14 protein-coding genes are annotated in these 14,574 nt (G+C 40.7%); 11 read left to right on the forward strand and 3 right to left on the reverse strand.

Features of this window, described 5'->3' with window-relative positions:
* Positions 1-12: 12 nt before the first annotated feature.
* Genes ACOVQ4_RS15825 through ACOVQ4_RS15835 form a run of 3 tightly spaced genes read right to left on the reverse strand, consistent with a single transcriptional unit; the run spans position 13 to position 2,625 of the window.
* Positions 13-780, reverse strand: a complete 768-nt coding sequence (locus ACOVQ4_RS15825; RefSeq protein WP_421821597.1) for an SDR family NAD(P)-dependent oxidoreductase — start codon at positions 778-780, stop codon at positions 13-15.
* A 14-nt stretch (positions 781-794) separates the two neighbouring features.
* On the reverse strand, positions 795-1,565 hold the full coding sequence (locus tag ACOVQ4_RS15830) for an SDR family NAD(P)-dependent oxidoreductase (RefSeq protein WP_421821598.1): 771 nt from the start codon (positions 1,563-1,565) through the stop codon (positions 795-797).
* A gap of 13 nt (positions 1,566-1,578) precedes the next feature.
* Positions 1,579-2,625, reverse strand: a complete 1,047-nt coding sequence (locus ACOVQ4_RS15835) for an SMP-30/gluconolactonase/LRE family protein (RefSeq protein ID WP_421821599.1) — start codon at positions 2,623-2,625, stop codon at positions 1,579-1,581.
* A 748-nt stretch (positions 2,626-3,373) separates the two neighbouring features.
* Between ACOVQ4_RS15835 and ACOVQ4_RS15840 the strand changes: the two genes are divergently transcribed.
* From ACOVQ4_RS15840 to ACOVQ4_RS15890, 11 genes are all read left to right on the forward strand, one after another.
* On the forward strand, positions 3,374-4,363 hold the full coding sequence (locus ACOVQ4_RS15840) for a VOC family protein (protein WP_421821600.1): 990 nt from the start codon (positions 3,374-3,376) through the stop codon (positions 4,361-4,363).
* A 74-nt stretch (positions 4,364-4,437) separates the two neighbouring features.
* Positions 4,438-4,800: a four helix bundle protein gene (locus ACOVQ4_RS15845; protein WP_421821601.1), complete on the forward strand. Its 363-nt coding sequence runs from the start codon at positions 4,438-4,440 to the stop codon at positions 4,798-4,800.
* A gap of 52 nt (positions 4,801-4,852) precedes the next feature.
* Complete coding sequence (locus ACOVQ4_RS15850) at positions 4,853-5,965, forward strand: alpha/beta hydrolase family protein (RefSeq protein WP_421821602.1); 1,113 nt, start codon at positions 4,853-4,855, stop codon at positions 5,963-5,965.
* A gap of 94 nt (positions 5,966-6,059) precedes the next feature.
* On the forward strand, positions 6,060-7,340 hold the full coding sequence (gene hisD / locus ACOVQ4_RS15855) for a histidinol dehydrogenase (RefSeq protein ID WP_421821603.1): 1,281 nt from the start codon (positions 6,060-6,062) through the stop codon (positions 7,338-7,340).
* Positions 7,327-8,106 carry an SDR family NAD(P)-dependent oxidoreductase gene (locus ACOVQ4_RS15860; protein WP_421821604.1) on the forward strand — a complete coding sequence of 260 codons (780 nt, stop codon included), beginning with the start codon at positions 7,327-7,329 and terminating at the stop codon, positions 8,104-8,106. Before hisD ends, ACOVQ4_RS15860 begins: the two co-directional genes overlap by 14 nt.
* A gap of 47 nt (positions 8,107-8,153) precedes the next feature.
* Positions 8,154-9,953 carry a glycoside hydrolase family 2 protein gene (locus tag ACOVQ4_RS15865; protein ID WP_421821605.1) on the forward strand — a complete coding sequence of 600 codons (1,800 nt, stop codon included), beginning with the start codon at positions 8,154-8,156 and terminating at the stop codon, positions 9,951-9,953.
* A gap of 9 nt (positions 9,954-9,962) precedes the next feature.
* Positions 9,963-10,721, forward strand: coding sequence for a cyclase family protein (locus ACOVQ4_RS15870; protein ID WP_421821606.1), 759 nt, complete (start codon positions 9,963-9,965; stop codon positions 10,719-10,721).
* Positions 10,722-10,777: 56 nt separating this feature from the next.
* Positions 10,778-11,065 carry an antibiotic biosynthesis monooxygenase family protein gene (locus ACOVQ4_RS15875; protein ID WP_421821607.1) on the forward strand — a complete coding sequence of 96 codons (288 nt, stop codon included), beginning with the start codon at positions 10,778-10,780 and terminating at the stop codon, positions 11,063-11,065.
* Between the two features lie 30 nt (positions 11,066-11,095).
* A complete protein-coding gene (locus ACOVQ4_RS15880; protein WP_421821608.1) occupies positions 11,096-12,232 on the forward strand; it encodes an FAD-dependent monooxygenase in 1,137 nt (378 codons plus the stop codon).
* 60 nt (positions 12,233-12,292) lie between these two features.
* Entirely contained in the window at positions 12,293-13,246 is a 954-nt protein-coding gene (locus ACOVQ4_RS15885; RefSeq protein WP_421821609.1) for a fumarylacetoacetate hydrolase family protein, read from the forward strand.
* A 445-nt stretch (positions 13,247-13,691) separates the two neighbouring features.
* Positions 13,692-14,574 (forward strand): alpha/beta hydrolase family esterase (locus tag ACOVQ4_RS15890; protein ID WP_421821610.1); only part of this gene is annotated, 883 nt, incomplete at its 3' end.

A 14,574-nucleotide genomic window follows, 5' to 3' on the forward strand; every position in this document is an offset into this window, starting at 1 on the left:
AAAACCTTTTGATTAAGCAAATGCTCCGCCATCTACAGCCATACAATGACCTGTAATAAAGCTTGATTCGGAGCTACATAACCAAAGTACAACATCAGCTACTTCCTGAGGTTGCCCCATACGTTTCATTCTTTGAAAATTGATGGCCTGTTGTAATGCCTCAGGATTTTCAGCTAATTTTCGACGACCCTGCATAATCATGGGTGTTTCGATAGCTGTAGGACAAATGGCGTTGATACGAATATGTTGGGTAGCATATTCGATAGCCGCAGATTTTACTAAACCATTGACCCCATGTTTGGAAGCAGCATAAGGCGAGTTTTCGGGCTGCCCAACCAATCCAGCCGCCGACGAAACACAGACAATATTGCCACCTCCTTGTGTTAGCATTTGTTCTATTTGAAATTTGACACAATACCACGTACCAATAAGGTTGATTTGTATTTGATTAATCCAGTCTTCTTCAGGATATTCATGAACTGGCTTCGATACCGTTCCTGCAATACCCGCGCAGTTGGCTGCTACATCGATTCTGCCAAATGTTTGAATAGCTAAGTTGATTAAGTTCAACACCTCTTCTCTTTTCCCAATATTGCAAGTCACAAAAATACCCTCGTTGCCCAAGGCTTTGATTTCGTCCAAAACTTGTTGACCAAGCACAGGGTTAATATCTGCCAAAACAAGTTTTGCCCCTTCTCGAGCAAAGGAAAGCGCCGTTGCTCGACCAATACCAGAGGCCGCTCCTGTAACTAAGGCAATTTTATTTTCGAATCTTTTCATTTTTTCAACGTAGTTTAATTTCCATCGCTAATGGTTGTGCCACCATCGACAATAATATTTTGACCTGTAATAAATCCGCCTGCTCGGGAGGCTAGCATAAGAGCAACTCCAGCGATTTCTTCGGGCAAACCTACACGGCGTAAAGGGGTTAGGGCTAATCTTTTTTCAAGAAACTCTTTATTCGAAAGGAGTTCTTTGGCAAATGGTGTGTCAATCATACCTGGAGAAATGGCGTTGGCTCGGATGTTTGAAGGACCGTACTCTACCGCTATGTTTCGAGCTAGCTGTACTAATCCTGCTTTGGTTATGCCATACAAACCTAATGATTTGTTGCCTCGTACACTAGCAATGCTCGACAGATAGATAATGGAGCCACCGCCATTGTCACGCATCGAAGGAATAACGAGTTGTGTGAGTTCAAGTGCTTGTAATAGATTGACTTGCATCATTTTTAAAAAATCTTGATTGCTGCTGTTTCCCAATGACCCAGCCAACCCAATGCCGACACAACTGACAAGAATATCTATTTTTTTGGTAATTTGTAAGGTTTCATGTATCAATGTCTTTACTTGATTGGAATCGCTAACATCGCAGACTTTTGCCCAAGTCGTGATACCTTTTCGAGAAAACTCTTCTCTTACTTGTTGGCAAGCGATTTCATCATTGCTGGTAATCATTAGCGTGGCTCCGTACAAACCTAGCGCTTCGGCAATGGCTTTGCCCATGCCGCTTGTGGCACCAGTAACTAGTGCTATTTTTCCTGTTAAGTCAAAAAGATTTTTCATAGTGGCCAAAATCTTATTTCCAGTGAATCATTTTCTGACCACTTACAGGGCTTTCAAAAAAAGGAATCCGAGTTCCTCGTAAACTACCCAAATAAACAGTTTTGAGATCTTTGCCACCAAAGCTTAAACTTGCCATCCAGGGGCAGAGTGTTCCTTGCGTTGCCATCAGAATTTCGGGTGTGACTGCTTGATGTTGATAGGCTTCAAATAGAGTAGCTTTAGTTTGTAGATTGCTATCATCCAACAAGGTGATTACCTCACCATCGGGAGTAATGGCAATGAGTTCATCTGTAAAAATGAGCGTTATCCAAAGATTTCCATAAGTATCAAAAGCAAAACCATCAGGAAAACCACCTAATTGACTGGGTCCATAAATTTCCCGATTATACAAATCACCATTAGGTTTTACTCGCATACGGCTAATACGCCAAGCAGTGCTCTCGACTATGTAAAGCCATTCCTCTTGGTCATCAAAACGGATTTCGTTGGTGCCACAAAAGCCATCTGCTACGATTCTGACGCCATTTTCATCCATCAATGCAATATAACCATCATTGGCACGAGTATTAATTTGGTCACTCCAAGGCTCGGTGCGTGTAGTAACCGTAAACCATATTCGCCCCTTGGAATCTCGAAGGGGAAAATTAGTTTTGCCTAGCGACTGCCCGTCTATCTCCGTTACTAGGGTTGTTAATGCACCTGTTCGGCTTAACTTTTCGATATGATTTGTTCCCCAATTAGCAATGATAAAATCTCCGTTTTTATCGAAACAAACCCCATTAGGTAAAGAACCTTCCGCCTGAATATAGCGCTTATCGTTTTGTTTATCACCGTTTGGCTCTAAACTGTTGTTCTCTACAGTAAAAGGATTTAAAAGTTCTTGGATGCCATCGTGGCGCATTTTTACTAATCCCCCACGTGCGTCTGCTGCCCAAACGGTTCCGTTGGGTTCGGTCAGGATACACTCAGGACGTTGAAGGTCTTGACCGATGAACCCTATTTGCTCCCGATTCACTTGCCATCCTTTTAAGGGATTGGATAGATGATGTTTGATTATCATAAATAAAAATTTTTATACCTAACAAGTCATTTGCCAAGGATGATAAAAGCCATTTGCTGAGGATATTAAATGTTGTCTTTCGGACGTTCGAGCTACTTTTATTTTAATGAGTTAGTACGTATTTCAGGCAATAGGCATTAAGCCGTAAGCTAGAGAAAAAAGGCGTTTTCTATGAAATGAGCTGAGTACTTAGGTTTTGTAAAAAATAAAGGTACTTTATTGTATTTCTGAAATCAGCGATTACCAATCTGCAATAGTTTGAAATCCTTCCTACAGTCCTTATGCATAGTCCAACATACAGTTTGTCATTTGGCAAATATATTTTAATAAAGCTTAGAAAAATTAGCATTTTACGAAGATTACAATGCTAAATCAGATATTTTATTCAGAAAGCGCTAGAAATTTGACTTTTGGAGAGAATAAATAACGAAAGTGTCTGAAATTGCTTATAAATAAAATTAGAGGAAAATAAAGGTTTTGGAAGAAGGATAAAGTATGAGTAGAATGATTTTCGAGTTTTATCAAAATAATAGTATTTATCTAGTAAAATATAAAATAGTTTCTAGCAAATAGTATTAATAAGGACATTGTTTAAATGTGTAGCTTCTCCAAAAGCTTAGGGTTATTATAGGGCAAAATTTCAAGAATATCTGATATTGCATATTTTTAGCCGTTAATTGCTAAATGTAAAGAGGTATTGTGCTATTAAATTTGTGATAAATAATCTTGATTTATAACAAATTTCAATATGGCAAAGAATCCTCACTACTTTTCACACCTAGCGCACGTAGAGGTGTTAACAACCGACTTAGCAAAATCCGTTGAGTTTTTTAGAGATGTGGTTGGTATGGACGAAACAGGAGCAGATGGCTCGTCGGTTTACCTCAGAGCTTGGGGTGATTACTATCATCATACCTTAAAACTTACCCAAAGCGAAAAATCGGGGCTTGGCCATATTGGTTGGCGTGCCGACAGCCCAGAGGCACTCGACGAAGCCGCGACTTATCTCGAAAGCATTGGTGCAGGATTGGGCTGGACAGAAGGCGATTTGGGCCACGGAAAAGCCTATCGTTTCAAATCGCCAGATGGGCATATTCATGAAGTATTTTGGGATGTAATATGGTTGCGTGAAACGGGAGAGAGAGGAAGTATCTATGCCGACCGCTACGCCAGCAATCGCCTCAAAGGAGCCAATCCAAGACGCATCGACCACGTAACCTATATGGTTGCTAAAGGCAAATATGCCGAAGAAAAATCCTTTTGGTCTAACCTTGGACTAAAAAATCCAGACGAAATCCGAATCAGCGACGATATGCCACCTATTGGAGGCCTTTGGACTATCGGTAATCTATCGCACGATATCGCCATTTTTACTGATCCTAACATTGGCGAAAACGAAGGCGTACTCAATCATATTTGTTGGAATGTAGATAGCCGCGAAGAGGTGCTTTTAGCCCTTGATTACTTCATTGAAAAAGGCTTTAAGTCAGTAATGGGTGCACCTACTCGCCACAAAGCCGACGAAGGCTTCTTTATCTATATCATCGACCCAGGCAGTGGCGTATTGTTTGAATACTATGCTTGTGCTAGATTAGTTTTTGCACCAGACCATTTAGACGTACATTACTTAAAAGACAACCCGAACGATGCTTGGGGTTCGGCCAATCCATTTGCAGAAATGGGTAAAGGAAAGAAATTAGGACTTACTGATGGCGTAGTAAAACCTGCTGACGTTTAGTGATTTGGGATTTTTGATTTGGGATTGTGGATTGTAGAAAAATAACTTCTAAAAATCAATGAAACTAAATCAAAATGACACAAAAAGAACTACAAGATAGACTTAAAACTTATGCAATAGAGATTGTAAAGTTTGCTGAAAAGTTACCAGATGCACTTGGTTTTCGAACCGTAAGAAATCAAATTGTCAGATGTGCTCCATCGGCAGCGGCAAATTATAGAGCGGCATGCAGAGGCAAGTCAACCGCTGACTTTAAGTATAAATTAGAAATTGTAGAAGAAGAATTAGATGAAACAATGTTTTGGCTAGAATTCACAGTCGGCCTTGATGACTCGAAGAGAGATTTTGTCACCCCACTTTGGAAAGAAGGCAATGAATTATTATCAATCATAGTTTCAAGTATTAATTCTGTCAAAAAGAAATTGAAGAATTATTGATTAGGATAAAAGGAATAAATCCAAAATCCGAAATCCCCAATCCAAACTGAGTATGTGGCATTATTTTCCTGGGCAGTATATGCCCTCATATCAAGTAAATAGAGCTTTGACCCAAGCCCATTATGGCGGTGGCGAATTTGCCGAAATCTTAGAAGTAGCAGGAGAAATCGACCCCGCAGACCGTGAAAGTTTTAATCGTGCATGGGTCAAAATGGGCGATAAAGTCTATGAAAAAGCCGAAAAGTATGCCCAAGATGGCGCTCCTATTTCGGCCCGACGAACCTATCTACGGGCTTTTAATTACCTCAGAACAGCGGAGTTTTTCATGACCTTGCGTGATGACCGTAAAATTCCATATTATCTAAAATGCCGTGAGGCGTTTATAAAAGCCATAGACTTTTTTGATGAACGTCCTATAACCGTTGACATTCCCTTTGAAGGCTCATTTTTACCAGCCTATCTTTTCAAACCATCAGGCGTAGCAAACCCACCCGTAATGGTCATGTTTGGAGGACTAGATAGCTTGGCGGAAGAATTATATTTTGGCATTGCTCAACACCTCAACGAACGTGGTATTGCGATGATGGCCGTTGATGGCCCAGGTCAAGGAGCGGCATTGAGGTTAAATCATATTCACACACGTTATGATTACAATGTGGCTGGTTCGGCGGTTTTAGATTACATTATCGAAAACTTGGGCGAGCATGTCGATACTTCTCGTGTAGGAATCGGTGCTGTTTCTATGGGTGGCTATATGGCAGCCCGTTGTGCTGCTTTTGAACCCCGTTTCAAAGTATGTATGATTTTCGGAGCGGTTTGGTCGTATTATGATATCTGGAAAAACCGCCCAGATAACCATCCTTTAGCCGAAATTGTGATGCATATTGTTGGTGCCGATAACATGACGGAAGCAAGAGAACGCCTAAAAGACTTCACCTTGGAAGGTGTGGCCGATAAAATTCAATGCCCTACCTATATTCTTCATGGAGAAGATGACCGCCAAAATTTCGTAGAAAATGCCTATAAAGTAAACGAAGCACTTACTTGCGAACACGTCATGGAAATCGTTCCGAAAGAAGAAAGCGGTTCGGCGCACTGCTCTGTTGATGATTTTACAAAATCATTTAATATGTATGATTGGATTGAGAAAAAAATCAAGGCCTAAGCATACAAATCCTTTGTGATAATTAAGTATTTCAGGGAAAACATTTTTCCCTGAAATATTCAAACGCTCCAAACTCCAACTGTTATTACAAACAATGGTACAACAAGTCAAAAAAGGAATTACCTACGCAGAAAGTAAAGATGCCGACGCTAAAGTAAGAGCTTTGGTGGAAGAAATGTTGGAAAACATTTCGACCCATGGCGATGAAGCCGTAAGAGCTTATTCGGCAAAATTAGACCACTGGTCGCCCGAAAGTTTTCGTCTTTCCGCAGCACAAATTGAAGCCATTGTAGCTTCATTGCCTGCACAAGTAATCGACGACATCAAATTTGCACAAACACAGATTCGCCATTTTGCCGAACACCAAAAAGCAGCCCTGAAAGACATAGAAGTAGAAACCTTGCCAGGCGTATTTCTGGGGCATAAAAACATTCCAGTCAATTCGGTAGGTTGCTATGTACCGGGCGGTCGCTATCCGATGGTAGCCTCGGCACACATGAGTGTACTTACGGCAAAAGTAGCGGGTGTAAAACGTGTCATTGCTTGTACGCCACCCATCAAGGGCGAAATCCCAGCCGCTACCGTAGCAGCCATGCACCTAGCTGGTGCCGACGAAATATACCTCATTGGCGGTGTGCAAGCCATTGGAATGATGGCCCTAGGCACCGAAACCGTACAAAGTGTAGATATGCTGGTAGGGCCTGGTAATGCCTATGTTGCCGAAGCCAAACGCCAACTTTTTGGTAAAGTGGGTATCGACCTTTTTGCTGGGCCAACCGAAACCTTGGTGATTGCCGACGATACGACCGATGTAGAAACTTGTGCCACCGATTTGCTAGGACAAGCCGAGCATGGGCCTACTTCGCCAGCCGTTTTGTTGACCACCAGTAAAGGCATTGCAGAAGGTATCGAAGCTGAAATTCAACGACAATTGGCCGTATTGCCTACAGCAGACATCGCCAGTGTAGCGTGGAGAGATTACGGGCAGGTAATTCTTTGCGATACAGTTGACGAATTGGTTGCCGAAGCCGACCGCCTTGCCAGCGAACACGTACAAGTAATGACCGAAAACCCTCGTTATTTCCTTGAAAAAATGACCAATTTCGGCGGCTTATTCCTTGGCGATAAAACCAACGTAGCGTATGGCGATAAAGTAATTGGTACAAACCACACCTTGCCAACCAAAGAAGCGGCTCGCTACACAGGAGGCTTATGGGTTGGTAAATTTCTAAAAACCTGTACGTACCAAGAAATTCGCACACCCGAAGCAAGTGCTTTAATTGGTGAATATTGTTCAAGACTTTGTGCTATCGAAAATTTCTGGGGGCATAAAGAACAGGCTGATTTGCGAGTGCGTAGATATGGGAACAACTAAATCAACGAAAAGAGGCTCTTGTCCTACGGTGCTTGTTACAGGAGGCTCGGGAGAGATTGGCTCGGCCATTTGTCAGAAGTTTGCCCAAAACGGCTACACTGTAATTGCCACCTATCAGTCCAATCATACCAAAGCTGAAAAATTATTAGAGATACTAGGAGAAGGTAATCACCGTATTTTTCAGGCTGCAACAACCGATTCGCAAGCATTGATTGATTTACACAATTTTGTTGTAGAACACTACGGAAGGTTGGATGTATTGGTAAATAATGCAGGCATTACAATTCCTGTTCCGCATGAAGATCTTGACGGTTTGACAGATGAATGGATAGATAAAATTATGCAAACCAATTGGCGTGGAAGTTTTGCTATGATTCGTAAAATGAAAAATTTATTGATTCAAACAGCTAAACATAAACATCAATCTGCCTTGGTTGTGAATATTTCTTCTATAGCTGGAATATTTGGTATTGGGAGTAACGTGGCTTATTGTGCGTCTAAAGCGGCGCTTGATTCTATGACTCGCTCCTTGGCGAGAGCTCTGTCGCCCGAGATTCGCGTTTGTTCGGTTTCACCTGGGTTTGTAGAGGGGGAATATACCAAAAACTTTGATGTGGCTTTTTTAGAAAATCAAAGAATAAATACACCTCTTGGTCGATTTGCCACAAGCGATGATGTTGCCAATGCGGTATATGCTTTGACAGACACACTCACCTTTTCGACAGGTAATATTATTACAGTAGATGGTGGTAGGTTGTTGAAGTAAATTTACTCTTATTGCCGTGTACATTTAGAAACCCAAACATCATAGAAATGAAAAAAGCATACTTATTTATTTTTGGATTGCTTCTTTTCGGTAATGCCGAAATACTAGCTCAAGTCAATCTAATTCAAAATGTATCTGCTCGAAAAACTGTCATATTAGATGGTGTTTGGGATTCCCAAGTTGATGTCGTTGGGGTAGGTTCATTAGCTCGTTTTGGATTAATTCAAGATAGAAAACCCACCAAATTCACTTACAATGGCGACAACCCTCGGAACACGGAATTGGTTGAGCAAGATATGGATGTAGCCGAAAAAATAAATGTTCCGGGTGATTGGAATACTCAAAAAGAAAAGCTATTTCTCTATGAAGGGAATTTATGGTATCGAAAAAAGTTTGCCGTTATTCCTCAAGTCAACAAAAGGTACTTTCTTTATTTTGGAGCTGTAAATTATGAAGCCACAGTTTATCTCAATGGCATTAAATTGGGTCAACATAAAGGTGGTTTTACGCCATTCCAGTTTGAAATAACCAAAGAACTAAAAAGTGGAGAAAATAAATTACTTGTAAACGCCAATAATACACGTGGCGAAGATAATATTCCAACCAAAATCGCAGATTGGTGGAACTACGGCGGCATTACAAGGTCTGTTTATCTCGTTGAAGAACCCGAAACCTTTATTGCCGACTATTTTATTCAACTTGAAAAAGGAAAACTTTCCGAAATAAAGGGTTGGGTAAAAATGTCGGGTTCACAAAAAGCTCAAGCTGTCAATGTAGAAATACCCGAATTAGGATTGAAGCAAAGTGTACAAACCGATACGACGGGCTATGCCGTAATCAATTTTAGTAGTAAAAAGATACAACATTGGACACCCCAAACGCCAAAGTTGTACGATGTGACAATCTCTTCTGCCAATGACAATGTCAAAGATAAAATAGGCTTTCGTACTATCGAAACGCGTGGAACAGAAATACTCCTAAACGGGAAACCCATATTTTTGAAAGGGGCTGCTATTCATGAAGAAGCTCCTTTCAGAACTGGTAGGTGCTATTCGGAGGGGGATGCACGTACTTTATTGACTTGGGCAAAAGAACTAGGGAGCAATTATATCAGACTAGCACATTACCCACACAACGAAGTAATGACTCGAATGGCAGATGAAATGGGTTTACTTGTGTGGTCTGAAGTACCCATTTATTGGAATGTAAAATTTGAAAAACCAGAAGTTTATGCCAATGCCGAAAATCAATTACTAGAAAATATCAGTCGAGATAAAAACAGAGCATCAATTATTCTTTGGTCAGTTGCCAATGAAACCAACGAATCTGAGCCAAGATTACAGTTTTTGAAAAAACTGCTTGAAAAAACAAAAAGCATTGACCCTACTCGCCTTACAACTGCGGCTCTATTACCAAAAGAAGGTAAAGGCGAATTTAGTTTGGATGACCCACTGGGCGAGTTTGTAGATGTGATGGGCTGTAATGAATACATTGGTTGGTACACATTGCCAGCAGAACTTGCATCGTCTATTAAATGGACATCTAAATACCAAAAACCTCTGATAATAAGCGAATTTGGTGCTGAGGCTGTGGCAGGCTTACACGGCAAGCCTGATGAGATATGGACGGAAGAATACCAGAATAGAATATTTGAAAATCAAGTAAAAATGCTAAATAGTATTAGCTTTTTACAAGGTACTTCTGTTTGGGTTTTGATGGATTTCCGTTCACCTTTGAGGCTTTTACCCATCAAACAAGATTTCTTTAATAGAAAAGGAATCGTGTCGGAAAAAGGAATCAAGAAGATGGCATTTTATACATTAAAAACGTGGTACGAAACAAAATAAGCATACAAGATGAAAATTATCGACCTTTCTGTAACTATTTCAGAAAAAATCAAAGAACCGCTTCCAACTAAAATTGTGTATGAAGACCACAAAGAAGGAGCCAAAAAGATGGGCGGAAAGCTTTTTGAAGGCCTAACAGATGTCTTTATTGAAGGCAATGGTCCTGCGGGTGAATTCCTCACAGTTACGAGCCATTGTGGCACACACGTAGATGCACCTTACCATTATTTCCCAACGAGTGAAGGCAAACCCGCAAGAACCATCGACGAAATGCCTCTTGAGTGGTTTTTCAATGACGGTGTGGTGCTTGATTTTACGGATAAGCCCGACGGCTACATGTTTGAGCCAGAAGATTTGCAAGAGAAGTTGGCGGCAATTGGCTATACCCTAAAACCATTTGATATTGTTCTGATTCGTTGCGACGCTGACAAACGTATTCATGACGACGATTTTGTGAAAATTCATGTTGGAGCATCTGCCAAGGCTACTCATTGGTTAATTGATCAAGGGATTAAAGTAATGGGAACAGATGGCTGGGGCTGGGATATCCCTTTGCATATTCAAGCGGCTGATTTTAGAGAAAATCCACGCCCTGGTATTATTTGGCAGGCTCACTATGTAGGTATTGAAAAAGAATACTGTCAAATTGAAAAGTTAGCTAATCTCGACCAGCTACCGCCATTTGGTTTCAAGGTAGTTTGCTTTCCTGCAAAAATCGAAAAGGCTAGTGCTGGCTGGACACGCGCCGTGGCAATTATCAATGAATAATTGCTTTGTCCAAAGTTAATCACTCATTTTATCTAGCTCACAAAATCTTATAAAAAATGATTCTCGAACTAGCAACTATAGACATAAAAGTTGGGGAGAACGTAGCATTTGAAACCGCCTTAGAACAAGCTAAAGCGGTGATTGCTCAGGCTTCTGGATTTGTCAAAATAGAAATTCAACGATGTATAGAAATGGAAAATCGCTATATCCTCTTGATTCAATGGCAAACACTCGAAGATCATACTGTTGGGTTTAGAGAATCACCCCTTTTTTCTCAATGGCGTACACTTATTGGGCCATATTTCGAAGCGGCGCCTTTTGTCCAACATTTCCATAGTATCTAAACTCTTGACTACTAGAAAATACTGAATCAAATGACACAGGTAAATAAAATATTAATCGTAGGTGGTGGTATTGGCGGTCAGTCGGTAGCTATTGCCTTAAAAAAAGCAGGATTTGAACCCGAAATCATTGAGCTTCATCAAGAGTTTAATGTATATGGTGTAGGGATTATTCAGCAAGCAAATGCCTTACGAGCACTCGATGCCATAGGGGTAGCCGATGAGGCTATTCGTAGGGGCTCACCGTATGGCAAAGTCAAACTCTGTATTCCGACGGGGCAGCAAATTGGCGAAGCTGGCACTCCTCCGATTGGGCGATTTCCTAGTCATAATGGTATTTCTAGAAAAATTTTGCACGATATTTTATTCGAAGAAGCTCAGAAAGTGGGTGTTAAATATCGCATGGGGTTAACGGTCGAAAGTATCATTAATCAAGAAACTGGTGTTGAGGTAACTTTTACAGACGGGTCGTCGGGGTCTTATGATATCCTTGTAGCCGCAGATGGTATCAACTCGAAGGTTCGCAAAATGGTTTTTGGGGAGTACAAACCCAACTATGTGGGCTTGTCGGTATGGCGCTATGCTTTTCCTCGTCCGAAAGACTTAGATACAGGATATATTTACTTTGGCAAAAAAAGCAAAATAGGCATTATTCCTATGACCGCTGATAAATGCTATATTTTTGTTAACTCAGCCGAAGGAGAAAATCCGATTATCCCTGAATCTGAATTAGTCGAAAAACTCAAGTCTTACATGAGAGCTTTTCCTGTTCCTATTGTTCAAGAGCTCGTAGAGCAAGTTACCGATGCTAAGTTAGTAAATTACCGTACGCTCGAAACCTTGAAGCTTCCTGAGCCTTGGCACAAAAACCGAGTTATTGTTATTGGCGATGCAGCACATGCTACAATTCCACAATTAGGCTCTGGTGCTGCACTGGCAATCGAAGATGCGGTTGTTTTAACAGAAGAATTACAGAAGTCTACAACTGTAGATGAAGCCTTCGACAATTTTATGAACCGTCGACTGCAACGCTGCCAGATGGTAGTAGAGGCCTCCGAAACGCTTGGCCAATGGGAAGTACTCGAATATTCTGGGCAAAGCTTACCAGAGGGGGCCAATATGGGTATGCTGATGGGTAAAACAACTATGGCCTTAACTGCAGAAATATAAGTAAATGTGCACGCATACTTGTGACATAGCCCGACGTAAAAATTTCAATATCCCCTTTTTATGAAACTCATCACTTTTCTCAATAAAGAAAACGAAAGCCGTATAGGATGGCTCGTTGCAAATGCCGTTGTTGATATGCAGCTGGCAAGTCCTGCTCTACCTACCGATATGCTTACATTTATCGACCATCATGAGCAATATTTCGAAATTATTAAGGCTTTGGGAGACGTAAGCCCTCATTATCAATTAGATGAAGTAAAGCTATTGGCTCCTCTACCCAACCCCCGAAGTTTTCGAGATTATATTGGTTTTGAAATGCACATGCAAAATGCTTCTCGCTCTTTTGGGCATACAATTGGAACGGCTTGGTATGATATGCCTATTTTTTATTTTACGAACCATCAGGCAATTTATGGCCCTGATGATGACATTCAGCGACCACCCCATGAGACTAAACTGGATATAGAGCTAGAAATGGCGTGTATCATCGGGAAAAAAGGTAAAAATATTAAAGCATCGGAGGCACGTCCTTATATTTTTGGTTATACCATTTTTAATGACTGGACGGCTCGTGCCATCCAAAAAGTAGAAATGGAAATACCTCTGGGGCCGCACAAAGGAAAGGACTTTGCCAATGCCATTGGTCCTTGTATTGTAACGGCTGATGAAATGGAACAATACCGAATACCTCTTGATGAAAGTGTATTTACCGACCCTATCCGAGTACCAAAAGTTACTGGTGATAGACTAAACGTGCGTATGACATCACGAATCAATGGTCAGACTGTTTGTGATGGAAATTATAAAACTGTCTATTATAATTTTGAGCAAATGATAGAGAGGGCTTCCGAAAATAATGTTTCGTTGATGCCAGGAGATATTTTAGGCTCAGGTACACTTGGTTGGGGAAGTCTGATTGAAAATATGTTTAGTGTACATCGACCGCTCGAACCTGGCGATATTGTCGAACTAGAAATAGAAGGAATTGGTGTGTTGAGGAATAAGGTTGTTTAAATTATGTCTGCTTAAGGCCTTAAGCTTTAAGCCGTAAGCATTAGGCAAGCACAACAAACATGAGTCATCTCTAATTTAACGATTGAGTGATTGAGCAAATGAGTGATTATGTTAAAATTTAGATTCTCCCAGTAGAGACGCAATGCTTGCGTCTCAAACCAAGTAAATCTAGCATAATAGCCTCAAAAAAGGGGTCGGGAAATATATTCCGACCCCTTTTTTATGAAAATTATGGAGGATAATCCCAATCTTAAAATTTGGGATGACTCATGTTTATCATTTTATAAAAAAAAACTGTTATTTAGCTTACAGCCGTGGGATTTGGACAAAAGCATGACAACATTTTAAAACTCTTTGCCTAGTGCCCTATTCTTTGCACGCTTACTTAAACCTTCAGAATAGATAGCAATCAAAGGAAAAACCTTTCATTTTCTCTATCTTATTCATGAAAAATACCGTATTACTTTTGCTGACTTATATTATTTTTTTTAGTTGTAAAAAAAATGATGCAACCTTACCCACAGTAACTTCTTTGCGCCTCGAGGGTTCTATGACGGTAGATGGCCTTCAGCGTACGTTTTTACTAAACCTTCCTCCTAATTACAACCAAAGTTCAGATATCCCCTTAGTAATTGCTCTTCATGGTGGTGGCGGAAGCGCTAGCCAAATGGAGAGCAATTATTATTTAACCAATAAGGCAAATCAATCTCAGTTTGCCATCGTGTATCCAGAAGGTGTACGAAGTGATGGTATTTTGGGCGCCAGAACTTGGAATGCTGGAACATGTTGCGACTATGCAGTCGAAAAACAAATTGATGATGTAAAGTTTATTAGTAATTTACTCGATGATTTACTAAAGAAATATCCTCGACTTTCTCCCAAAAAGGTATATGCCACAGGTATGTCGAATGGTGCTATGATGTGCTACCGATTGGCTTGTGAGTTGTCTAACAAAATTGCTGCGATTGCTCCCGTAGCAGGTACCATGGTGACTACCCAAACTTGTAATGCGTCTCGTGCTGTTCCGATTGTACATATTCACTCAAAACTGGACACAAAAGTTCCTTACGCGGGCGGACGGAGCACCTTTGGCTTTGTGATACCTCCTGTAGCTACAGGAATCAATACTTGGATAGGAATAAACGCTTGCCAAAATACCTCCAAAACAATTGCTAACTTTACTAAATATACGTTAACGCAATGGAATAAATGTAACAATAGTACCATACAAATTTATTTGACAGAGGATGGTGGACATTCTTGGCCTGGAGGTGACAAGGCTCGGGCTGGCGCAGATGCTATTTCTGATGCGATTGTGGCTAATGATG

Source organism: Flectobacillus sp. (assembly GCF_049240685.1).
In the GTDB taxonomy this organism is placed as follows: domain Bacteria; phylum Bacteroidota; class Bacteroidia; order Cytophagales; family Spirosomataceae; genus Flectobacillus.